The organism is Heyndrickxia shackletonii (genome assembly GCF_001420715.1).
In the GTDB taxonomy this organism is placed as follows: domain Bacteria; phylum Bacillota; class Bacilli; order Bacillales; family Bacillaceae_C; genus Margalitia; species Margalitia shackletonii.
Window position 1 is genome coordinate 2,250,923 of sequence record NZ_LJJC01000004.1, and the last position, 22,692, is coordinate 2,273,614.

The window sequence follows — 22,692 nt, forward strand, 5'->3', positions numbered from 1 at the left end:
TGGAGGTATTTTGATATGAGTATTGTAACAGTTGAAAAATTAACTCATTATTATGGTGATAAATTGGTTTTTAAAGATATCGATTTCCGTCTGTTAAAATCGGAACGAGTTGGTTTAGTAGGTCCAAATGGAGCGGGAAAATCAACTCTTTTGAACATTTTAACAGGTGCGATTCTTCCGGATCACGGGATGATTGAATGGCTTCCTAATATTAGTGTAGGGTTTTTAGAACAACATTCGGATTTAACGGAAGGTATAAGTATTCGGGATTATTTGCGAAATGCGTTTAAGCATTTATATTTGCTTGAAGCGGAGATGCTTGATGTTTCAAGAAAAATGGAAACTTGCAGCGAAGAGGAATTAACGAAGCTTTTAAATCGATTTGCACAAATTCAGGAGCTATTGGATCATCATGAATTCTATTTTCTTGATGCAAAAATCGATGATATTGCATATGGACTTGGAATCCAAGCACTTGGTATGGATACGGATGTTTCTACCTTAAGCGGAGGCCAAAGAACGAAGCTTTTATTGGCTAATTTGCTTCTTAAGCAACCTGATATTTTATTGCTGGATGAGCCAACTAATTATCTCGATTTTGCTCATATAGAGTGGTTAAAAGAATATCTGAAAAATTATCCGAATAGTTTCATCCTTATTTCGCATGATGTTGATTTCATGAATGAGGTAGTAACGGTCATCTATCATTTAGAAAATTTCCAATTAACAAGATACCTGGGTAATTATAAAAAATTTCTAGAGACATATGAACTACGAAAACAACAACAGTTATATGCTTATGACAGACAGCAGGAAGAAATTCTAAAGCTGGAAACGTATATTCAAAAAAATAAAGCACGTGCATCCACGACAAAACAAGCAAAATCACGTGAGAAAAGGCTAATGAAACTGGAGCGTATAGAAAAACCTGATATCACGCCTAAACCAAGATTTCATTTTAAAGTAAGTGTTCGTCCAACAAGTAAAATTATTGAAACGAAGCAATTGGAAGTAGGCTATGGCACACCTCTCCTTCCTCCTATAAGTGTAACGCTGAAAAGGGGAGACAAGGTTGCGGTGATTGGGCATAATGGAATAGGGAAGTCAACAATGTTAAAGACTATCATGGGTGAATTAGACCCGTATAATGGTTCTGTTTTATTTGGCCAGCATGTAAAGCCCTCCTATTTTGCCCAAGAGGAAAATATCGGGTCTGAACTTACTCCTTTGGAATATATTTGGTCCATGCATGAAAAAATGACACAGAAAGAAATACGTCAGGCTTTAGCTCGTGCAGGCTTGAAAAAGGAACATATTTTTCAACCGTTAAAGTCTCTTAGCGGCGGGGAACAAACACGAGTCAGGTTATGTCAATTGATGCTTGAGGACAGTAATTGGCTCGTTTTAGACGAACCTACTAATCATTTGGATGTTGCTGCCAAGAAAGTACTAGCTTCTGCTCTTTCTCAGTATGAAGGGACAGTTCTTTTAGTGTCCCATGAACCGGAATTTTATCAGGAATGGGTAACTGATATTTGGAATCTGGAAGAATGGAAAAGAAGTATCGAATAATTTGCTTGTTTGCGTTACAGGACATCTTTTCTAAGGAGGGATGTCCTTTTTCTTAATCTGAATGCGATGGTGGTCTAGATCTATTGTTATTAAAAATAACTCTTGAACAACATAAAGGAAGAAGGGGAATTTGTGGAGCCGATTCAAGATCATCTAAAGGATCATTTAGATGTTGTATTCGTTGGATTTAATCCAAGTATTAGATCAAGTGAAACCGGACATCATTTTGCTAATCCGAACAATCGCTTTTGGAAGATTTTATTTGAAGCAGGAATAACTCCAAGGAAGTATCTGCCTGAGGAAGATTCTGCATTGTTGGAATTAGGTTATGGATTAACTAATATTGTTGCAAGACCAACGAAAAGTGCAGATGAAATTACGAAGGAAGAATACAAACAAGGAAAAGAATTACTGCAGCAAAAAATCCTGAAATTAAAACCGTTAATCGTCTGCTTCGTAGGTAAAGGAGTCTATCAAGAATATAGTGGAAAGCGTAATATTCCTTGGGGAACTCAAGAATCATCTGTTGTGCCGGGAACGATTGATTATGTTGCCCCATCCTCTAGCGGGCTGGTTCGAATGCGTCTAAATGAAATAATCGATATTTACAAAGGATTGGCTAATCTGATTCAATCAGTAAAAGAAAATAAGGCTAATGAACATTAATCTTGCGGCTTGCGAAGGCTACTAAGTCAATTTACTACAATAGTGTAGCAAAATTGAAAATATTACTGGTACAAGTACTTTAGTTCAGAGGTAATGGAAGTCAGTGCTGTTTTCTTAGAAGAATACCAAAAAGAAAATGGTTAAAAGCTATGTGCCATTATAGGCCAAACAATTCAACAATTGAATGTTTATCTACTGAAAAAAGAACTGATAGGGCTAAAGAAAAAGCAAATGATGCACAAATGAACGCAGTCGCAAAAAAAAGTTCTGATAGCAACAAGGACGTTACTGATTAAATTTTACATCTCAAAGAAACAGCCTAGGGTTACACTCAGGTTTTAATATTTTCTTATGCTCCTTTATTTAAAGGTTTTTATGATTTCCGTGTGGTTACAATTATTTAATTGGTGGAAACATAAAATACTTAAATTGTAAGGAGGACAAATGAATGGCAGAGACACAACATAGTGAACGTCATTTCCATGCTAATGAAACAATAAGGGATATTGTCATTGGCATGTCTGATGGTTTAACGGTTCCTTTTGCTTTGGCAGCTGGACTTTCGGGAGCGGTACATTCAACTAGCCTGATTTTAACAGCTGGAGGAGCGGAAATCGCAGCTGGATCGATTGCTATGGGACTTGGGGGGTATCTTGCTGCAAAATCTGATGCAGATCACTATCGTGCAGAGTTAAAGCGAGAATATGATGAAGTGGAGCGTTTTCCGGAAAAAGAAGAAGAAGAGATCCGGACTGTGTTTAGAGAATACGATTTAGAAGAAGATCATATTGAACCTATCGTTCAAAAGCTGAAACAGTCTCCAGATAAATGGGTAGATTTTATGATGCGTTTTGAATTGGGATTGGAAAAACCAAATCAATCTAGAGCGTGGGTCAGTGCTTTTACTATTGCCCTGTCTTATATCGTAGGAGGAATCATACCCTACTACCTTATTTTTTTGTCAATGATCCAAAAGAGGGACTTTTGGCTTCTGTTTTCCTTACTTTAATCATACTCTTTATTTTTGGAGGAGTAAAAGGAAAGTTTACAGGAACAACGATCGTTAAAAGTGGATTTGAGACTATGATTGTAGGTGGTTTAGCAGCATTAGCAGCATTTCTATTAGCAAGAAGTTTTTCCTGAAATACCAAGATTATATGATACTTAGACCCATTTTTCTAAATCTAAAAAACATAAATTATTAGTAAACGGAACAATGAAGTTGAAAAATCCCGGGGTGTGAATGTTTCTTATGAAAGTTAAGTGTTGTTTTGTTGAATATAGGTGAGTGAAGATTTTTAATTGTTGTTGACCTATTATGGTAGCGAATTAAGAAAGAATGACGCGGTCGAACTAACTAATTTTTTCAGGGACATTGTTTTGATGTGTTTATTATATTTAAATAATACAAATTCAAAAAAATGCCGAGTCAATGACTCGGCATGGAACTAGATTTCAAGCCAGGGAGTGGCTTGTCAACCAAAATCTAATCGTGTGTTTAGTATAACTAATTATTTTAATATAGTGAATCGGTTAATGTTCTTAAATAATTGGTGATGCATGGTAAGTGATAAGAGATTTGTAGGGAGACTTATTTAATAGTAATGAAACAAATATTGTAATCATAGTTGAATTTATCTAATTAAATTAATTTTTGACTCAAAATGTGCATCAAAAGGGAAAGTAAAAAATCCACTAATATAAGTTTTTATTCAAAGACAAACTGTTCTCTATATTTTCGTTGGTGGGAGCTATAGTTGAAATTCACTATGCGTCAACATTTCCGAAATTTTGGTGGAAACCCTACCCCGATTAAATTCCAACTTTTTGGGTCACAACAAAAAGGATTAACGCTTTTTTTGTTTCAATTACTAAACTAATTAGTAGGGTTGGATAAGAGGATTTTTACCCAAAAACAAGAATATATATTTATTGGTATTTGATCTGCGCCACTTGAAAATAGGAGGTATGAAATGGAGGAGTTAATAAAGGAGTACTCCTTAGGATTCACAATGCTTCGCGAAGCTATCGAAGGATTAACCGACGAGGAGATGCGTTACAAACCCGGACCGGACAAATGGAGTATTCATCAAATCATCATACATGTTACGGATTCCGAGATCTCGTCTACATCTCGGTTAAAAAAAGTCTTGGCGGAGCATGAGCCGATTCTGAATTCATTTGACCAAGACGCGTGGGCTAATAACTTGGGATATGATCTGTTGGACCGTGAGCAGTATATGCTTCTTTTCAAATTGCTGCGTTGCAGTATGCAGCCAATTCTGGAGCATCTAACTAGCGAACAAAGCAAGCGAGTGGGGGTATATGAAGATCAGGGGCGGTTCACATTTAAGCAATTGCTTGAATATCGAGTGCAACATGTCCGCGACCACATTGATCAAATTAAACGGGTAAAAAAAGCCTATCAAGTGAACCAGACCTATTAAACTAATTAAACTATAGGATGCAAGAGAAAAAGATTCAGCTGCCAATATGGTGGCTTTTTCTTCATCTTCTAACGGAGCTGAATAGTTTTTGAGAACATGAAATCACATGTTTTAATCATAATGTGGGTTAATAAGTATATGAGCTGTTTTCGAGGGGATAACAGGGGCATCAGCTTTACTGTACGATAATTTTTGTACTCTCCCTACTTTAATTATAGCATATAAAAAATGGTCAATATAGACTGTTTATTCCTATTTACTGCTGGTAAAATCAAAAGAACATTAAAGGTTAGGAGAGATGTAGAATGAGTTCTTTTGCCCTCGGTTTTCAGGAAATTGATAAAACACAGCTTTTGCTCGTTGGCGGGAAAGGCTTGAATTTAGGTGAATTATCAAAAATTCAAGGAATACAAGTACCAGAAGGATTTTGTGTTACAACATTGGGATTTCGAAAAGCCATCGAACAGAATGAAACTTACCATGCTTTGTTGGATCGACTAACTATGCTAAAAGTAGAAGACCGAGATCAGATTGGTGAAATCAGCAGGAAGATTCGACAAATCATTATGGAAGTAGAAATTCCTTCCGATGTTACGTGCGCAATTACTCAATATCTCTCCCAGTTTGGTGAAGAACATGCTTATGCAGTGCGTTCTAGTGCAACTGCTGAAGATTTACCTTATGCCTCTTTTGCTGGTCAACAAGACACCTATTTAAATATCATCGGAAAAGAAGCAATCTTGCGGCACATCAGCAAATGTTGGGCTTCTCTATTTACGGATCGCGCGGTAATATACCGTATGCAAAATGGATTTGACCATAATCAAGTGTATTTATCTGTTATCGTTCAAAAGATGGTTTTCCCACAGGCTTCAGGGATTTTATTTACCGCTGATCCGATTACTTCCAACCGAAAGCTGCTATCCATCGATGCCAGTTTTGGACTTGGAGAAGCACTGGTCTCTGGCTTGGTATCAGCCGATTGTTATAAAGTACAAAAAGAGGAAATCATCGAAAAGAGGATTGCAACCAAAAAATTGGCTATCTATGGACGAAAAGAAGGCGGAACAGAGACACAGCAGATCGATCCGGATCAGCAAAAGACTCAAACACTGACTGAACAACAAATTTTACAACTGGCACGTATCGGAAGACAAATCGAAGCTTATTTTGGTAGTCCTCAGGATATCGAATGGTGCTTGGTTGATGATACATTTTATATTGTCCAGAGCCGGCCAATCACTGTCCTTTTCCCAATCCCCGAAGCGAATAATCAAGAAAATCATGTTTACATATCAGTTGGTCATCAACAAATGATGACCGATCCCATGAAACCTTTGGGATTATCTTTTTGGCTGTTAACGACCCCTGCCCCCATGCGCAAAGCTGGTGGAAGGTTGTTTGTTGATGTTACACAACAGCTGGCTTCACCTGTCATGAGAAATAATTTATTAAATGCCATGGGACAACATGATCCTCTCATGAAAGACGCACTTATGAACATAATTGAGCGAAATTTTATAAAATCTTTGCCAAATGATAATAAAGTACCGAGTCCCATTAGAGGCAATACAGATAAACTGGCACAAATTGAAAACAATCCATCAATCGTTTCTGAATTGATTAAGCGTAGTCAAACATCCATTGAAGAGTTAAAGCAAAACATCCAAACGAAATCAGGTTCAGAATTAATCGATTTTATTCTAGAAGATATTCAGGAATTAAAGAAGATTTTATTTGATCCACAAAGTTCAGCAGTATTTATGGCTGCTATGGATGCTTCATCATGGATCAATGAAAAAATGAACATGTGGTTAGGTGAAAAAAACACAGCAGACACGCTTTCTCAATCTGTACCAAACAACATTACTTCGGAAATGGGTCTTGCACTATTGGATGTCGCAGATGTAATTCGTCCTTATCCGGAAGTAATTGATTATTTACAACATGTAAAAGATGATAACTTTTTGGATGAACTGGTTAAGTTTAAAGGTGGACAAAAAACCAGAGAGGCTATAATAGCTTATCTCGACAAATACGGAATGAGATGTACCGGAGAAATCGATATTACCAGAACTCGTTGGAGCGAAAAACCAACTACACTTGTCCCTATGATTTTGGGTAACATCAAAAATTTTGAGCCGAATGAAAGCAATCGGAAATTTGAGCAAGGGCGTCATGATGCTTTGCAAAAAGAACAAGAGTTATTAGATCGATTGAAGCAATTACCGGATGGTGAACAAAAGGCCAAAGAGACAAAACGAATGATTAGCATCATCCGAAATTTCATTGGTTATCGTGAATATCCAAAATACGGCATGATCAATCGCTACTTTGTTTATAAGCAAGCTTTACTGAAAGAAGCGGAAAAACTCGTTCAAGCGGGCGTAATTCATGAAAAAGAAGATATATACTATCTTACTTTTGAAGAACTTGGTGAAGTAGTACGCACAAATAAACTGGATTACCAGATTATCAGCAAACGAAAAGACGAGTACAAATTATATGAAAAACTGACTCCGCCACGTGTTATCACATCAGATGGTGAAATCATTGCAGGCGAGTACAAACGAGATAATCTCCCAGCTGATGCGATTGTAGGTGTACCTGTTTCTTCCGGAGTTATAGAGGGAAGAGCACGTGTTATTTTAAACATGGAAGATGCTGAACTAGAAGATGGAGATATATTAGTTACTTCCTTTACTGACCCTAGCTGGACACCATTGTTTGTATCCATAAAAGGTCTAGTCACCGAAGTGGGTGGACTGATGACCCATGGAGCCGTTATCGCACGTGAATATGGCTTACCAGCAGTCGTCGGAGTAGAAAATGCAACCAAATTGATAAAAGATGGGCAACGAATTCGCGTGCATGGAACTGAAGGGTATATCGAAATATTGTAATTACTCAGTATGTCAAAATTTATTAAAAGCACCGCTCCAGTGGATTACCAGAGCGGTGTGTATTAAGGAATTCAATAAATAAACAAAATTATATAGTAAAATAGGTTAAAAAAGGCTGTGTTACATATGAAGGTTTCTTTGATTGTCGCGATGGATAGGAACAGAGTAATTGGCAAAGATAATGACATTCCTTGGAGAATACCAAATGATTGGGAGTATGTTTAAAATATTACTAAGGGACATGCAATTATATTGGGCAGAAAGAACCTTGAGTCAATTGGAAGAGCTTTACCTAATAGAAGAAATATAATTCTGACAAGGGATAAGGATTTCAATTTTGACGGTTGTGAAATTGTTCACTCAATCGAAGCTGTTTTTGAGTTATGTAAAAATGAAGAAGAGATTTTCATTTTCGGAGGGGAGCAGATTTATAATATCTTTCTTCCTTTTGTTGAGAAGATGTATATTACAAAAATTCATTATGAATTTAAAGGAGATACATTTTTTCCTGATGTAAATTTCGATGAATGGAAAGAAGTTTCTGTTGAAAAAGGGGTTATGAATGACAAAAACCCTTATCACTACTATTTTCACGTTTATGAACGAAAACTTTCTTAAGCTAAAAAGGTGTAGTATTTTAACAAAGAGTTGCAACAGCTCTTTGTTTTCTTAATAAATAATGAGGCAGGTAGCTTAAAAAGAAAATATTGTATTTTTAAAAAACAGATGGTAAAATTTATGTAAATTGAGTTAGTTAGTTGAATAACTAAATTAGGCGGTGATGTATTGGCAAAACCAAATGTTATTAGTAAAGGAGATTTAATTAAAAGTGCAAAGGAGTGTTTAGTTAATAACGGGATAGAGAAGTTTACATTAAGGTCAGTTGCAGAACTGGCGGGAGTTACACAGGGAACTGTCTATTATCATTTTAAAACTAAGGAGCAGTTGTTATTAGACATCGTTCAAGATATTTGTGAAAGTTCGTGGTCAGCGATTTCTCAACAAAGTAATCAATATATTGTCAGTCAGGCAATAGAATCAGCTAAAAGTCGGTGTTCTTATGACTCTTTCTTTCATAAATTATTTTTCACATTGGTTGTCTCGAGTTTTAACAATGAAATAATAAGAGGTCAATTAGGAGAGATAACGCTATCTGAAAACAATGCATTGACTAAAAATTTATTAAATGTATGGTCAAAAACACCGATTGAGGGTGTCTCTATGGAAACGTGGGGAATTCTCATAAATGCAATTGTTGATGGATTAGCATTGCACGCGTTGATACAAAAAGATTTTCCGGTAGAAAAAACATATGATGAGCTTGAACACCTATTTAAAAGTCTTACTCAATTACTTGATGAAGGGGATAAGTAATGAAAGGAAATTTAATCACTGTTATATGGGGTGTGTTGGTTTGGGTCTTTGCTACAATGTTTTTTGTTTTTTTTGGAGAAAGTGTACTCTTTAGTCCTGGAACAGAAAACTTTGCAACAAGCATTATTTTATTAGAAACTGTAACAGGACTTATATTGTGGGGAGTTACTTATATTTATTTGTTATTTGACAAATCAAAGAATGCACCATTAAAGTTTGGAATAATTGGGACAATTATTGGTTTATCATTAGACACATTTTCTATATCGATCCACCATACGATTTTTCCAAAATTAGATGATTCACAGGTTATTGCATTTACAGCATGGATGACTTTTGCTTATGCGTTATATTTATTTATTCCTGCAATGATTAATCAACAAAGAAGTAAACATCTTGAGATATAAAATAATTTTAATGAAAATATTAAAGTAAAAGTTACTTTAGCCGAACAGCTAGAATTGTTATAACAATGCCTATTAAGACTAAGCAGAATATTTGAGAATAGAATGGCGTAATAAGGCTCCTCTGTAAATAAAAAGAATAAAAAAACATTTAGGGAACTATTCCTTAAATGTTTTTTTAATTCCTTTATTTAAGAGTGAATTTCCTGAACACACCCGATTTAGTGAAGATATCTTACACGATGCCATTGGTGAACTTTTTTTGATCGGTTGTAAAAACAATATTAACTTCCAAGCCTGGAAATACGTCTTCCCGATATTGTCCGTTCATTAGACACCCATTTTTCTGCGCGTATTGCTTGGTTTTTTCGTTTGCTGGCTTTTCATTTTTTTTGTTGAATGGTCGGCATTCACATTTCTTTTACCTGCGGAAGCCTGGTTCTTTTTGTTTTCAAGCTGCTGTCTCATTGCCTCTTGCAAACTGATTTTCTTTTTTGGTGCTTCAGTTGGATTATTCTCAGTCAAAGGGAAATCCTCCTTTTTGGATATGATTGTTAGTCCAGTATAATCTATTTTCCGTTATTTGTGAAAGAATATCGAAAACAATTTGGCTAGCGGACAGCATTAGTATCATTAGAATACCGACTGTAAAAAGGCACAGTCGGTGTTTTTTTATGTTATAAAAGCCAGTCAAAAGGATTATCTGCTAACTCTTGAATAGAATTCATAAACATACCCGCATGATAACCATCACAAACAGAATGATGGACTTGTAAAGATAGTGGCAAATAAATTGAATCACCTTTTTTAACAAATTTTCCTGCTGTAATAATTGGCAGAAGATAATTACTGTTATTATTGATATTTAAGTTAAACCCAGTAAATGAAGTCCATGGAATAATAGAAATAGAAAAAGTATTTTCAGGTATAGGTGTTTTGGGAAACAAATTCCCTGTAGCACTATATTTCTCTATATCAGAAAGGTACAAATCATAAAACCCTTTGAAGTCATTTATTACTTTAGTCCAAATACCAGAGAATGTTTCAGATTGACTGTCAAAAATCGTATACAGTGGGTCTAACTTATCCCAATACCCTAAAACTCCTTCACTATTGTAACCAGTTCTAAAAGCTGTATTTGAGTTTACCACATTGGTCACTAAGAAGATAAATACAGGATAAAATTTATATCCTTTTTGTTTCATAGTTCGGTATAAAACACTAATATCAATTTCTGCGGTTATGCTAAAAGTCGTCTGTTGGTTCAAAAAATGATTAAATATCTCTTTTCTCTTCCAATTGTCTAAATCAATTTTAATAAAGTTCAAAAGATAAGCCCCCTAAATTTTTTTCTTATTGGAATTTAGGAGGCTGACTTGTCAGCTTTCTTCATTAGGTTCATTCCTTTTTTCTGGGAGTCTATAATATTGTATCAAATTTATGTAGTGATTTTAAACAAACAAACCATTCCGTACAATTTTTGTTTTTTTAACTAAAGTGTGTATTAATCTAAGAAAAATAGGATAACTTGCTGAAGTATTAAGGAAAGACAAAAGATTAGAGAGACAAGGAATAATTATAGGAACTATTAAGGATGAACTCTTTAAATCAAAATCAAAAGAAGTCTACTGAATTTAGTAGACTCCATTTAATATGTCTCATAAATAATATTTCCTGTTTGAGATATATCATAATCCCCTAGAGAATGAACCTCAGTCTGAAACCGATGGGAAGATAATATATCCTTTATTACGCTTATTAAATGTTCGGATTCAGGATTTTTTAGAATAACCAAGTCATAACGTTCAGTTATTAATGGAACAAAATCTATTCCAACGATTTTTGCAGCTTTTTCAATTCCTACCCCTACATCTGCTTTTCCGGAGGAGACAGCGGAAGCGACACTGAAATGATTCGATTCTTCGTTCTCGTATCCCTTAATGTCCCTAGAGGGAATTCCGTGGATCCTGAGCTGTTCATCAAGGAGAATCCGAGCGCCAGACCCTTTCTCTCTATTTATGATTTTTATATCCTTACGATTTAAATCAGTCCAAGAGGCGAGATTTAAAGGATTTCCCTTTTTAACATAAAATCCGGCTTTTCTCGAAAGCAGATTAAGTAAGATATAGGGATAGCCAACTAAAATTTTTTTTATGTAAGGTAGATTGTATTCTCCTGTATCTCCGTCAAACATATGCAAACTTACAATGTCGTATTCTCCATTGTACATAGATATAAGACTATTTAAACTTCCTGTATAAGAACGTAAAGGTTTATACGGTGAGTTTTTCTCAATGTGTTTACCAAGTATATCAAGAACCATGTCTTGCCCACTAATCACAATATTGTAAGAATCCTTTGTAATATTCCTTTTAAGTTCCAGTTCAGGTGCTTGAAGTTTTTTACTTTGATTGGTTTTTTGACTGTTAATATAAATATCCAAGTCTTTTGCATCAATTCTCATCTGTCTTCCTACACGGAATACAGGAAGTTCCCCTTTTTTCACAAGGTCATAAAGAGTTAATTTTGATACTTTCAAAAGCTGTGACACCTCTTCAATCGTATAGGAAAGCTCTTTTGACATGTACACACACCACCTCGAACTAAATGTTTTAAATAAAGTTATATTTTTAATTATAAATAATAAATGTGATTTTTCTTACACTTTTCTACATTATAATTAGTTATATTAGATTATAAATAATTATAAAGGGGGATAGGATGATGAAAAAATTAAATCTGTTACTTTTCTTAATGATGATGCTTTTACTCGTCATTTCTGGGTGTTCAGCCAATGAACAAACTAAGACAACAAAAGTACAGAAGAAACTAGATCAAAAGAAAGTAGAATTGACCATTTCGGCTGCTGCAAGTCTGCAGGATGCATTAACTGATATTAAAGCTGACTTTGAGAATGTGCATCCAAATATAACATTAAATTTTAACTTTGGAGCATCAGGGGCACTGCAACAACAAATTTCTCAGGGAGCACCTGTTGACCTCTTCTTCTCAGCAGCTAAGGACAAATTTCAAAAATTAGTACAGGATGGACTCATTGAAAAGAAAAATGGAACAAATTTAGTAGGTAATGATCTTGTGTTGGTTGTACCAAAAGGTTCAAAAAAAGGGATAAAGACATTCGAAGACCTTACAAAAGTTGATAAACTAGCACTTGGTACCCCTGAGTCTGTACCAGCTGGACAATATGGCAAGGAAACATTAGATAAGTTAAACGTCTGGAAAGCGCTTGAAGGGAAAGTAGTATATGCCAAAGATGTTCGCCAAGTGCTTACATATGTTGAGACGAACAATGTTGACGCAGGTATTGTATATAAGACAGATGCATTAACATCTCAAAAAGTTGAAATTGCTGCTACTGCAAATGATAACACACACGAGCCGATTATTTATCCAGTAGGGGTAATTAAGAATAGTACCCATCTTAAAGAAGCCCAACTTTTCTACAAATATCTACGAAATGATAAATCGAAGAAGACTTTAGAAAAGTATGGATTTAAGGATCTATAAAAAATTAAAGATGACAAACAGCTTTTGGATTCCTATTAGATTATCACTTGAGATTGCATCTGTATCATCAATATTGGTAATAATTCTAGGTATGTTTTTTGGAAAGATAATGGCTAATAGAAAATTCAAAGGAAAAGTCTTAATTGATACCATTTTCCTTTTACCATTAGTTTTACCACCTTCAGTCGTTGGTTTCCTATTAATTATTTTTTTCGGCCGGAATAGTCTGGTAGGGCAATTAATTGAGTGGATATTTAATCAACCCATAATGTTTACGTGGTGGGCTGCTGTGATTGCTTCAACTGTTATCGCGTTTCCTCTGATGTATCAATCTTCTAGAACGGGTTTTGAAGCAGTTGATGTAGATATTGTGAATGCTGCTCGTGTAGACGGGGCAAACGAATTCAGGGTATTTATGTTGATTTCTATTCCTCTAGCCCTTAAATCAATCATTTCAGGTGCAATACTGAGTTTTGCGAGGGCATTAGGTGAGTTTGGAGCCACATTAATGTTCGCCGGAAACATCCCAGGGAAAACCCAAACAATACCAACAGCTATTTATGTAGCCATTGATTCAGGAAAGATGGAGTTAGCATGGGTTTGGGTTACAAGTATGATAGTTGTTTCTTTTTTAATGTTAATTTGTGTAAATTTTCTTAAATCCAAATGAATAAAACTTCTTTTTTTAATCATATGGGCATCCTTTAAACAGGGATGTCTTTTTTATTCAAAACAATAAGATTTTGAGGTACAGTATGCAGACTCTTAGGGGTTGATATCGCTAAATGCAAGCACCAGAAACTGGCTCAGAATTTTAGAGAGAATCATATTAATATATAATTGGGTTTATGCTGACCAAAAATATGGATATTATTAAGCTAAAACACTTCTTGAAGATATAACCCTGAATTTCCTACGCAAAGTGTGAAATTCAGGGTTATCCCATGTCCGTGTTGACTCAAAATTAAACGAATATTCCCTAAGAAAATTTATGTGTTCTTATCCCTGTGGAGTAAATGTGGAATCAATTCCTAGTGACATTGTCCTTTAGTTTTTATCTGTTTAATTGCCTATGAAACCCACTTGTTTTCCTACTTATTCCTAGCGATTCTACTTTGATGTTTTGTCATGCCAATTTGAGCGAATCAACCGAATAATTTCCATGCTACCCTTCATAGCCATAAGTACAGTCATCGTCTTTAGCCAAAGGATTACGTCCGGCTGATAGATTGTTGCAATATGCCATACTGGCACAACTTGAGTTGTATTCAAAATCAGGACAATAAACAGCCCAGCAAAATTCAGAACAATTCTTGATATAACTTTGATGGATATTTCAATATGGCCAGAATTGTCAGGACTCGACGGCCCAAGGCAGCGCTTGGCAGTTCGAGCGGTCGTGTATAATAACCATGCGCTGAGCAGGATTATTAATCCATTTACAAGCAAGTATTTCTGCGAAATGCTAAGACCCAATCCTCCAATCGGTTGTTCATTTAGTAAGTTAATGACCCCGGAGGCGATGCGGGTAGTTGTAATGATGTGCGTGTTGGGCCAGTCGGCATCGATTGCGTCAAGTACATTAGCGAACACAATCACTCCCAGTTGTTGTTCAGGAACAATATAAGTTTGGGCTTGGAAGCCTATCGATCCACCCGGCTGACCAATAACCGGTAAACCGTCTATGTGACCTGTCATCCAACCCATGGCGTACGTTCCCGGAACAGGTTCAGTCTGCATAAGTCGAATGCCTTCCGGAGAGAGCACAGAAACATCTTCAAATCGACCGCCGTTTATTTGGGCAATCAAGTAATGGCTCATGTCCTTCGCACTGGTATAAAGGTAGCCCGCCGGTGCATCTCCTGGAATATAAATATAGGGGCCATCATAGGCAGCGTTGGATCCAAATATCCGTCGGTAGGGCGTTGCCAGTCCATGTACTTTTGCTTCATCGAGCGTAACGTAGCTATCATGCATAGATAAAGGGTTAAAAATATGCTCTTTCACATAGTCGCCATAGGACTGGCCGGATACTCGTTGCACAATGTAGCCGAGCAGTACATAATTTGCGTTCGAATATCTGTAAGTATGTTCGGTTTGCTTGGTATCCTTTAAAAACTTTTTCGCATAAGACATGGCGTTTTTCTCCAGAGCATCTTGATCTGGATCATTAATACTTGCTAGTGAGTTGCTAAAAGTGGAGATTTGGGAGAACCCACTTGTTTGGTTTAGTAACTGACGTATGGTAATGAACTCTGCACCCTTATACTTAGTTGGAATATATCGCTTTATAGGCGCATCTAAGTCAATTTTTCCATTTTCGGCAAGTTGCAGAACCGCCGTGGCGGTAATCGATTTGCCGATCGAACCTAATCCGAAAGGTGTATCAGGTGTTACAAGCCGACCTGATGAATCTGCCTGACCATATCCCTTTAGGTAAAGGATGCGATCTCCCTTTACGATTCCAAGAGCCAGCCCTGGAAGGTGCTGCCGTTTCATTTCGCGAGCAATATACGCATCTACTTTGGAGAAGTCCGAAGTTCCAGATAGCTCATCTGGAATGTTTTCATCACTTCGCACTAAACTGAAAATGGGGAAGATGAACAGACTGCTCAGAATTAATATTGCAATTGTTATTTTTCTCATTTTCATTCCATCCATTTTTCTTTTTTTATTCCATTCATTCAACAGGAATTCATTTTGGTTTCTATCGGAAAGAGCTATATTCCAAAAATAATAAATAAACTTAGTGCTATTATATTCAAAACAGTCTTTAACAATTGGGTGCACTTACATATAGAGTGGTGCTTAGAATAGGTGCGATGATAGCGGAAATCCCAAGCCCATTTACTACACAAATGATCCCCAATTCGTTTCCTCTGGATTATAAACGAATTGGAGCAATGTTTCTCAGATGATTTGTTGCCCCTTATAATAAATTCCGTTAAATACGGTTCAATCGATCTCGAATTGCTTTTCGTTAGATGTTACTTCAGTGCCTAAAACAGTGTTTCGACGTCCAGGCCAAAAAGCCAGCTTGCTTAGGATCAGCGTAATGGCCGGTACGAGAAATGGGCGCACAACGAACGTATCGAGCAGAATCCCGAGCGCGACAATGACACCCATTTGCAACATCAACTGAACCGGCATCGTGATCAATTAAAGTATCCGAACATTGATCCATAAGGTGCAGATCTCAATCAAAAAATCTTTACTGCCCTACCTTGGCATACAAATAAATAAAACAAGGATACCGCTCATACTGTATAGAACAATTACAATGATTCGAAACCAATGAAATCTAAACGAATAATGATGCGTAACAAGATGCAGCGATACTCCAGACATGATAAGAAATAGAAAGAGTAATAGATAATAGGATAGATTAGGGTGGCATCTTTTTTTCTCCATCCATGTTGAGATTATGATCAAACTTCAATTCAAACGTCTTGCTCCTTAGATTCTTGCTTTTTTACTTTTATTTTCTCATTGGTCTTCCGTGTGAGAGACATAGTTCCAAAAAACAACATCAGAGCTAGTACCGGATGAAGAGCAGATATATATCCAATCCCAGATGGTAATTTTGCGCTAACCGCCATTAAAATAATGATGCCGATTAATCCCGCACTACGCAGCCGAATAGAATGCGGCAGGCGAGCGATGAAAGAAATCAAGAGTATCAGGATTGAAACAATGATCAGTAATCTGGCAAAGACAGTATGACTGACCCATTGACTCGAATCCCAAAACAGTGCAAGACCGGCAAGAAACACCTGGATCAAAATGCAAATTGCAAAAATCCTTACCATTGCTTTAAACGCGATACGTGCTCCAACCACTAGCCGTGAAAGGTTGGTTTTTTCTTTCGAGTGATCCCCAACATCAGGTTTACCGCGGTTTAGTGATAAGTTGCTCATCTTTAATTCCTCACTTTCGTTAAAATATAATTTGTTGGTTTTTTTCCATATGAGATCATTCCATTGATTGCTCAACTTCAGGATTTTAATCGTTAAATAGCATCTGTAACCCCTAAATGAAACGATCTCTCCGTTACACAATCAGTTTAAACAATAAAAGTCGAGAACTTATGCAAATCTTCTCCTTTTTCTGTGAATTTGTTCAAGAACATGCTAAATTACGTTATAATCATCGGTAAGCGGTGTAATCTCGCACAGGTATCATATGAAATTGGAAAGAGGTGATCGGAATGGAGCCAAAATTGTTGCTCGTGGAGGATGAACAGGGCATGCTTGAGGAAATGGACACCTATTTGCAACGTGAAGGGTTTCAGGTACTGACCGCATGTACGGGAAAGGAAGCACTCACAATTGTCCGGTCTGAACGTCCTGATATCGTCGTGCTTGATTGGATGCTCCCCGAGAAAAGCGGAATCGACATATGCCGCGAAATAAGGCAAACCTCGCATTGTGGTATTATTATGGTCACGGCCCGTTCGGATGAATCGGATAAAATTGTTGGTCTCGAAATCGGCGCGGACGATTATTTGACGAAGCCATTTAGTTTGCGCGAGCTTGCTTCGCGTATCCGTGCTTTACTTCGCCGCTTGCGTGGTCCTGAAGATAATTCGATGTTCTTGGAAAGAGACAACCTTATCATTTCCGAGGCCAAATGTCAGGTATTAAAGGACGGTCAGGAGATCCAATTGACACCGACTGAATTTAAAATTCTGTACACGTTGGCTGCTCGTCCCGGAATGGTCTTTTTTAGCCGCCTGCAATTAATTAAAGCTGCTCTCGAGGACGAATATATGGGATATGAAAGAACGATGGATTCCCATATTAGGAATCTTCGTCGTAAGCTGGGTGACGATCCGGCCAATCCTCGGTATATTCAGACGGTATATGGTTTCGGTTACCGATTCGGTGAACAATCATGATGTTGACGGTACGGCAAAAAATATTTATCTCAATGGGATTGCTTGTTCTTATTATCGGAGGCGTTCATGCTTTAACCAAACAGGCATATATGGCGTCTTTATTCGATCAATTTCGTAAGGAAGAAATCGATGCATCTTATTTAAACGCCATGCCGGGGGAACAAATCGAAATCTTGAAGACTTACGTTTCAGATAAGATGCAGAATTTTTTGCTTGGAAATTGGGTGTTTTTCATAGCAACCGGGTTGTTGTTTAGTTTATGGATTTCGGGATTGCTGACAATCCCGCTTAGAAAGCTCGTTGCGGCTATCGAACGAGTTGCACAAGGGGATCTAGATGTGAACGTTCCTGTTCAATCAAAAGACGAATATGGTAAAGTAATACGGACATTCAACGAGATGACACTTCGCCTCCGGGAGGCAGAGGAGGCACGAAGGCGTTTGGTAGCTGATGTAGCTCATGAGCTCCGCACTCCGCTGTCTATTATGCAGCTGAAATTAGAAAATGCTCAACAGTCAGGACAATACATCCCTCCGGAAATGCTGCTAAGACTCCATGACGAAGTGATACGTTTAGGACTGCTTGTGGAAGATCTTCATGTCTTGTCGTTGGCTGAGGCGGGCAGGTTGGTATTGGACTGCAAACCGCTCGATTTGTCTGCAAGACTTGAACAAATTGTGGATGATGTAAAAATGGAGGCTGAAGAGAACGGACTGGAATTGCACTTCTATACGAACAAGAGGTCGGTAACAGTGATGGCCGATGCAAGACGAATCACGCAGGTGTTCATCAATTTGTTGACTAATGCAATCCGCTACACACCTGTAGGAGGAAAGATTTCGGTTGTAATGGAAGACAATGTCTTGGATAAAAATACAGTGTATACATGTGTATCAGTGATAGATACAGGGATCGGTATTCCTGCCGAAGAACTAGCCCACCTATTCGATCGTTTTTATCGCGTGGAAAAGGCACGTTCACGGCATACAGGCGGAACGGGGCTGGGATTATCCATATCTCATCATTTTGTTAGAGCCCACGGCGGGTTCATCCGCGTCAAGAGCGAGCCTGACCAAGGTACAACATTTACCGTTTATTTACCTTTGGGTAAATGTTAGATAACAAATGCTCTTTTCAAAGATACTATCCAAAGATGTGTATTTAAAAGAGCATTTTTCCTTAGTCTAAGCTCTTGATCTGCAAAGGTTTTTGAGCATTAAAGGGACTTTACCCCGACTTGTAGAAGTTTTCAAGTGAACAAATCAGAAAACATCCAGAGGAAGTGAAATTACTTTTGATATTATTTAAGAAAGTCCTTTACCAGACTGGATAAACTTGAATTTAAAGAATGATTCCCTATCGAGATGTGAGAAGAAGCGGGATTATCTGGAGCGCATCGATAAACATATGTTGTGCAGTACGAAGATATGACGCTGCTTCTTCGAGAGCAGTTGGAAAGTCGCCGCGAAGAAAATTGTAGCTGTTTTGGAAGTGAGCTTTAAGTTTAATTATCTTGAATTAAGTGGACTTACTTCAATAAAGAATAAAGCCTTATTATTATTAAAATAACTTACTGGTTATCTCGACAACAACTAGTGCTACTATAAATTCAATTTGCTTTTTTGGATATAAAAACCATTTATATATAAGGTATATAAATGGTTAATGTACATAATATTTTAGGGGTGGCAACATAAATTGCCTTCGCCCTTTTCTAGAGCAGATTTTAAACTATTAAGAACACCTGACCAAGCCATTTGGTGCCAATTAATAGCCTCAATCCAGTCCTCATCATTTTTAAATCCTATATGTTCAACAATTACCTTCGTAGTATTTTCATTGATTGATGAGAAACTTACTTTAACAGTTGTTAGTTCATTTTCATTGTTCATGAATGTATCGAATTGGTCTGGTCCTTTCCAAGTGAAATGTAGCTCTTTTTCATTAATAAGTTTAGTGATTTTACAACCCTTAGTATTCATACCCGTTCTATTTCCAGGTATAAAATAAAGTTCGTATGCACCACCTTCCTTAGCCTCCACTACGGTTTCAGCTGCAAACCATTCTGAAACTCTTTCAGAGATCGTCCAAGCATACCATACTAGGTTTAATGGTGCGTCAATTGTTACTTCTTTAATAATAGCTTTATCATTTGTGGTAGTTTTCAAAAAATACACCCCTTTATGTTAAATTATTACATATAAATTTTAACACTATTAGGAAAACTTTGATATAAAGTAATTAAAATAACTGGCGCATTCCTTTAATAAGGATGGTTTTTTCTTATTAAAGGAAAGTTGCAGAATACTTGAATAAGATTAATGATAAAATTAAGAGATATAGTAGATTTGATAAAAATAATGAGAATGAATGTTAAGAGAGGAAGTACAAGACTATGGATTTCGAAACTGTTATGCAGGAGCTAGAAGCTCTCGGTAAGGAACGAACGAAAAAAATGTACATATCCAATGGAGCGCATGAGCCACTTTTTGGCGTTGCTACAGGTGCTATGAAACCAATTGCAAAGAAAGTAAAAATAAATCAACGCTTAGCGGAAGAGCTTTATGCCACAGGTAATTACGATGCAATGTACTTTGCAGGCATTATCGCAGACCCAAAAGCTATGACTGAGTCAGATTTTGATCGTTGGATAGATGGAGCGTATTTTTATATGCTGTCCGATTATGTGGTGGCGGTAACTCTATCTGAGTCAGATATTTCTCAAGCAGTTGCCGATAAATGGATTGCAAGTGGTAACGAACTGAGAATGTCAGCGGGTTGGAGTTGTTACTGTTGGCTTTTAGGGAATCGCCTAGATAATGAATTTTCTGAAAACAAGATGTCCAAAATGCTTGATATGGTAAAAAATACGATTCATGATTCGCCAGAACGAACGAAATCTGCTATGAATAATTTTCTATACACTGTGGGGATTTCATATTTACCGCTACATGAAAAGGCAGTAGAGACTGCAAAGGAAGTAGGTATAGTAGAGGTCAAACGAGCCAAGAAAAAAAGTAGTTTCCTAAACGCTTATGAAAGTATCCAAAAAGAAATTAATAGGGGAAGGATTGGTTTCAAACGTAAATATGTAAGATGTTAAAAGTAGCTTCGCATCGGGGCGTTAAATTAAGAATCATTGTGCTTACAAGTGCATTAGTTGAGCAAGAAATAAAGAGGATCATACATATTAGACATATCTTATATGTATGATCCTCCTATTGTCTACTTATCTCCTCTTGAACTTATATATAATTCTCAGTAACCTCATTTTTTATGCTTAAGGGAAAAGACTACTAGCAGTAAAAGAATAATAAGACAGACGATTGTGCCAACCTTATTTTGTGCATTAAACATAAAAGAAATAAAAATCGTAATTAATCCGATTAAAGCTAGGATAGTGGTAAAAGGAAACCATTTAACTTGAAAGAAAGGTTTTTCCTTATATTGCGGTCTTAGCTTTAATTGAGAAAAGCATATGCTGATCCAAATCAGCATGATGGTAAAACCAGGAATGGTCATCATATAATTGATGATATTCTCAGGTGCTAAATAGGCTAAGAAAACACCTATTAGAATAAGAAATCCTGTAATGAGTATTCCGTTTATAGGTGTACCGTTTTTGGAGACTTTTAACAGTAATTTCGGTGCTTCACCTGTTTGCGCCATGGAAAATAGTGTTCTGGAAGTTGCATATATTCCTGAATTAGCCGCAGAAAGAACAGCGGTTAAAAGGACAAAATTCATGATATTTGCTGCCCCTGGAAGCCCTGCAGTACTGAATACTTGAACAAAGGGGCTATCTACACCTGATACTTTATCCCAAGGAACGATACCGCAAATAATGAGAATTGGACAAATGTAGAAAATAATAACTCTCCATACAGTCCCTTTTACAATTTTGGGCAATACTTTTTTCGCATTTTGCGTTTCGGTTACAGCTACACCAATTAGTTCAGCACCTCCATAAGAAAACATAACGACTAGAAAGGCACTGAAAATTCCTCCGATACCATGAGGGAAGAATCCGCCATGTGAGGTATAGTTGGATATTGGATTGTCAATTGAGCTTGGAAGTATGCCTGATAATATAAGACAACCTAAAATAATAAAGGCAATAAGGGCAAAAATTTTAATACCGGCAAACCAAAATTCAAGCTCTCCATAAAATTTCACATGAAATGAGTTTATCCCTAATATAACTGCAGCGCATAAAAAGCTTAATAACCAAAGGGGGATATTAGGAAACCAATATTGCAGAAAACTTCCTCCTGCCAATAATTCAACCGTCGTAACGATTACCCAATTGATCCAGTACAACCACCCGACAATGAAAGATACACGATGACCAAACGCCTTATTTACTAAATGCTGAACATTCATTCCAGGATGGGCAATAGCCATTTCTCCTAATGCTACCATTACAATTAATAGCAATAATCCACCTAATAAATAGGCAAGGACCACACTTGGACCAGCAATCGATAATGTATCAGAACTGCCTTTAAAAATACCAGTTCCAATCATTCCGGCCAGTGCTATAAATTGCACATGTCTAGGTAATAATCCTTTTTTTAAATCTTGCTGTTTTTTCTCCATGCTGATCTTCGCCTCTCTTATTAAAATATAAAAAAATCCCTACTAGAAAAAAATCCTAGTAGGGACGATTTAATTATCGCGTTACCACCCTATTTGCAAACAAATAAGCTTACCACTTCATTGTTTTAACGATTGATAACCGTCTTATTCTACGCTGAATAAGCTGCTCCAAGAATGAAATTCGCTCCTTGCAAGTGTACTGATTTTCACCAACCATCAGCTCTCTTTAAGCAACATGCAAGAACTACTTTGTTCCCTTCCAAGCATTTATTATATGAAATATTCTAAATTAATATACTATC

The 22,692-nt window shown here is 36.7% G+C and carries 17 protein-coding genes, 4 pseudogenes and 1 other annotated feature; of the genes and pseudogenes, 13 read left to right on the top strand and 8 right to left on the bottom strand.

Annotation, left to right across the window (positions count from 1 at the left end; genetic code table 11):
* Positions 1 to 15 precede the first annotated feature (15 nt).
* The 8 genes and pseudogenes from AN964_RS10680 (at position 16) to AN964_RS10715 (ending at position 9,369) form a co-directional block, all read left to right on the top strand.
* Positions 16 to 1,572, top strand: coding sequence for an ABC-F family ATP-binding cassette domain-containing protein (locus tag AN964_RS10680; protein WP_055739659.1), 1,557 nt, complete (start codon positions 16 to 18; stop codon positions 1,570 to 1,572).
* Positions 1,573 to 1,704: 132 nt separating this feature from the next.
* The gene (locus AN964_RS10685) at positions 1,705 to 2,238 is read left to right on the top strand and encodes a mismatch-specific DNA-glycosylase (protein ID WP_055741219.1); all 534 of its coding nucleotides are present in this window, start codon (positions 1,705 to 1,707) and stop codon (positions 2,236 to 2,238) included.
* A 517-nt stretch (positions 2,239 to 2,755) separates the two neighbouring features.
* A pseudogene (locus AN964_RS10690) lies at positions 2,756 to 3,381 on the top strand (VIT1/CCC1 transporter family protein).
* Positions 3,382 to 4,211: 830 nt separating this feature from the next.
* Complete coding sequence (locus AN964_RS10695; RefSeq protein ID WP_055739660.1) at positions 4,212 to 4,685, top strand: DinB family protein; 474 nt, start codon at positions 4,212 to 4,214, stop codon at positions 4,683 to 4,685.
* A 305-nt stretch (positions 4,686 to 4,990) separates the two neighbouring features.
* Positions 4,991 to 7,588 carry a phosphoenolpyruvate synthase gene (ppsA, locus tag AN964_RS10700; RefSeq protein WP_055739661.1) on the top strand — a complete coding sequence of 866 codons (2,598 nt, stop codon included), beginning with the start codon at positions 4,991 to 4,993 and terminating at the stop codon, positions 7,586 to 7,588.
* Positions 7,589 to 7,714: 126 nt separating this feature from the next.
* Positions 7,715 to 8,206: pseudogene (dfr, locus tag AN964_RS10705) on the top strand (DfrD/DfrG/DfrK family trimethoprim-resistant dihydrofolate reductase).
* 168 nt (positions 8,207 to 8,374) lie between these two features.
* Positions 8,375 to 8,962 carry a TetR/AcrR family transcriptional regulator gene (locus AN964_RS10710; protein ID WP_055739662.1) on the top strand — a complete coding sequence of 196 codons (588 nt, stop codon included), beginning with the start codon at positions 8,375 to 8,377 and terminating at the stop codon, positions 8,960 to 8,962.
* Positions 8,962 to 9,369, top strand: a complete 408-nt coding sequence (locus tag AN964_RS10715) for a DUF5367 family protein (RefSeq protein ID WP_055739663.1) — start codon at positions 8,962 to 8,964, stop codon at positions 9,367 to 9,369. The genes AN964_RS10710 and AN964_RS10715 overlap by 1 nt, the downstream gene beginning before the upstream one ends.
* Before the next feature lie 327 nt (positions 9,370 to 9,696).
* On the opposite strand, the gene AN964_RS26665 is transcribed toward AN964_RS10715, so the two are convergent.
* The 3 genes and pseudogenes from AN964_RS26665 to AN964_RS10730 all read right to left on the bottom strand — a co-directional run bounded on the left by AN964_RS26665 (position 9,697) and on the right by AN964_RS10730 (position 11,950).
* Positions 9,697 to 9,891 (bottom strand): hypothetical protein, encoded by a 195-nt coding sequence (locus AN964_RS26665; RefSeq protein WP_055739664.1) that lies wholly within the window; start codon positions 9,889 to 9,891, stop codon positions 9,697 to 9,699.
* A gap of 100 nt (positions 9,892 to 9,991) precedes the next feature.
* Positions 9,992 to 10,694: pseudogene (gene catA / locus AN964_RS10725) on the bottom strand (type A chloramphenicol O-acetyltransferase); the annotation flags it as partial.
* A 320-nt stretch (positions 10,695 to 11,014) separates the two neighbouring features.
* Positions 11,015 to 11,950 (bottom strand): helix-turn-helix transcriptional regulator, encoded by a 936-nt coding sequence (locus tag AN964_RS10730; protein WP_055739666.1) that lies wholly within the window; start codon positions 11,948 to 11,950, stop codon positions 11,015 to 11,017.
* A 137-nt stretch (positions 11,951 to 12,087) separates the two neighbouring features.
* Between AN964_RS10730 and modA the strand changes: the two genes are divergently transcribed.
* Together modA and modB are read left to right on the top strand one after the other, a co-directional pair.
* On the top strand, positions 12,088 to 12,894 hold the full coding sequence (modA, locus tag AN964_RS10735; RefSeq protein WP_244885867.1) for a molybdate ABC transporter substrate-binding protein: 807 nt from the start codon (positions 12,088 to 12,090) through the stop codon (positions 12,892 to 12,894).
* Between the two features lie 10 nt (positions 12,895 to 12,904).
* Positions 12,905 to 13,564 carry a molybdate ABC transporter permease subunit gene (gene modB / locus AN964_RS10740; RefSeq protein WP_055741220.1) on the top strand — a complete coding sequence of 220 codons (660 nt, stop codon included), beginning with the start codon at positions 12,905 to 12,907 and terminating at the stop codon, positions 13,562 to 13,564.
* A gap of 440 nt (positions 13,565 to 14,004) precedes the next feature.
* Here the strand turns inward: modB and AN964_RS10745 are convergent, their stop codons facing one another.
* From AN964_RS10745 to AN964_RS10755, 3 genes and pseudogenes are all read right to left on the bottom strand, one after another.
* On the bottom strand, positions 14,005 to 15,540 hold the full coding sequence (locus AN964_RS10745; RefSeq protein ID WP_163258567.1) for a serine hydrolase domain-containing protein: 1,536 nt from the start codon (positions 15,538 to 15,540) through the stop codon (positions 14,005 to 14,007).
* A gap of 309 nt (positions 15,541 to 15,849) precedes the next feature.
* Positions 15,850 to 16,053 (bottom strand): annotated as a pseudogene (locus tag AN964_RS10750) (MMPL family transporter); the annotation flags it as partial.
* A 281-nt stretch (positions 16,054 to 16,334) separates the two neighbouring features.
* Positions 16,335 to 16,811, bottom strand: coding sequence for a DUF6220 domain-containing protein (locus tag AN964_RS10755; protein ID WP_126647025.1), 477 nt, complete (start codon positions 16,809 to 16,811; stop codon positions 16,335 to 16,337).
* Between the two features lie 290 nt (positions 16,812 to 17,101).
* On the opposite strand from AN964_RS10755, the gene AN964_RS10760 reads away from it, so the two are divergent.
* Entirely contained in the window at positions 17,102 to 17,791 is a 690-nt protein-coding gene (locus tag AN964_RS10760; protein WP_055739671.1) for a response regulator transcription factor, read from the top strand.
* Positions 17,788 to 18,909, top strand: coding sequence for a sensor histidine kinase (locus AN964_RS10765; protein WP_055739672.1), 1,122 nt, complete (start codon positions 17,788 to 17,790; stop codon positions 18,907 to 18,909). Before AN964_RS10760 ends, AN964_RS10765 begins: the two co-directional genes overlap by 4 nt.
* 561 nt (positions 18,910 to 19,470) lie before the next feature.
* Here the strand turns inward: AN964_RS10765 and AN964_RS10770 are convergent.
* Positions 19,471 to 19,959 carry an SRPBCC family protein gene (locus AN964_RS10770; RefSeq protein ID WP_055739673.1) on the bottom strand — a complete coding sequence of 163 codons (489 nt, stop codon included), beginning with the start codon at positions 19,957 to 19,959 and terminating at the stop codon, positions 19,471 to 19,473.
* Positions 19,960 to 20,186: 227 nt separating this feature from the next.
* Here AN964_RS10770 and AN964_RS10775 point away from each other — a divergent pair, with 227 nt between their 5' ends.
* Entirely contained in the window at positions 20,187 to 20,894 is a 708-nt protein-coding gene (locus AN964_RS10775) for a DNA alkylation repair protein (protein ID WP_055739674.1), read from the top strand.
* A gap of 164 nt (positions 20,895 to 21,058) precedes the next feature.
* On the opposite strand, the gene AN964_RS10780 is transcribed toward AN964_RS10775, so the two are convergent.
* Positions 21,059 to 22,390, bottom strand: coding sequence for an amino acid permease (locus tag AN964_RS10780; RefSeq protein WP_055739675.1), 1,332 nt, complete (start codon positions 22,388 to 22,390; stop codon positions 21,059 to 21,061).
* A 57-nt stretch (positions 22,391 to 22,447) separates the two neighbouring features.
* Positions 22,448 to 22,661, bottom strand: a binding site (T-box leader).
* Positions 22,662 to 22,692 lie beyond the last annotated feature (31 nt).

What these genes read in the sequence shown, in the direction of transcription:
- AN964_RS10680 (WP_055739659.1), top strand. Translation starts at nt 16, where the DNA reads ATGAGTATTGTAACAGTTGAAAAATTAACTCATTATTATGGTGATAAA.
- AN964_RS10695 (WP_055739660.1), top strand. Translation starts at nt 4,212, where the DNA reads ATGGAGGAGTTAATAAAGGAGTACTCCTTAGGATTCACAATGCTTCGC.
- ppsA (WP_055739661.1), top strand. Translation starts at nt 4,991, where the DNA reads ATGAGTTCTTTTGCCCTCGGTTTTCAGGAAATTGATAAAACACAGCTT.
- AN964_RS10715 (WP_055739663.1), top strand. Translation starts at nt 8,962, where the DNA reads ATGAAAGGAAATTTAATCACTGTTATATGGGGTGTGTTGGTTTGGGTC.
- AN964_RS10730 (WP_055739666.1), bottom strand. Translation starts at nt 11,950, where the DNA reads ATGTCAAAAGAGCTTTCCTATACGATTGAAGAGGTGTCACAGCTTTTG.
- modA (WP_244885867.1), top strand. Translation starts at nt 12,088, where the DNA reads ATGATGAAAAAATTAAATCTGTTACTTTTCTTAATGATGATGCTTTTA.
- modB (WP_055741220.1), top strand. Translation starts at nt 12,905, where the DNA reads ATGACAAACAGCTTTTGGATTCCTATTAGATTATCACTTGAGATTGCA.
- AN964_RS10745 (WP_163258567.1), bottom strand. Translation starts at nt 15,540, where the DNA reads ATGAGAAAAATAACAATTGCAATATTAATTCTGAGCAGTCTGTTCATC.
- AN964_RS10755 (WP_126647025.1), bottom strand. Translation starts at nt 16,811, where the DNA reads ATGAGCAACTTATCACTAAACCGCGGTAAACCTGATGTTGGGGATCAC.
- AN964_RS10760 (WP_055739671.1), top strand. Translation starts at nt 17,102, where the DNA reads ATGGAGCCAAAATTGTTGCTCGTGGAGGATGAACAGGGCATGCTTGAG.
- AN964_RS10765 (WP_055739672.1), top strand. Translation starts at nt 17,788, where the DNA reads ATGATGTTGACGGTACGGCAAAAAATATTTATCTCAATGGGATTGCTT.
- AN964_RS10775 (WP_055739674.1), top strand. Translation starts at nt 20,187, where the DNA reads ATGGATTTCGAAACTGTTATGCAGGAGCTAGAAGCTCTCGGTAAGGAA.
- AN964_RS10780 (WP_055739675.1), bottom strand. Translation starts at nt 22,390, where the DNA reads ATGGAGAAAAAACAGCAAGATTTAAAAAAAGGATTATTACCTAGACAT.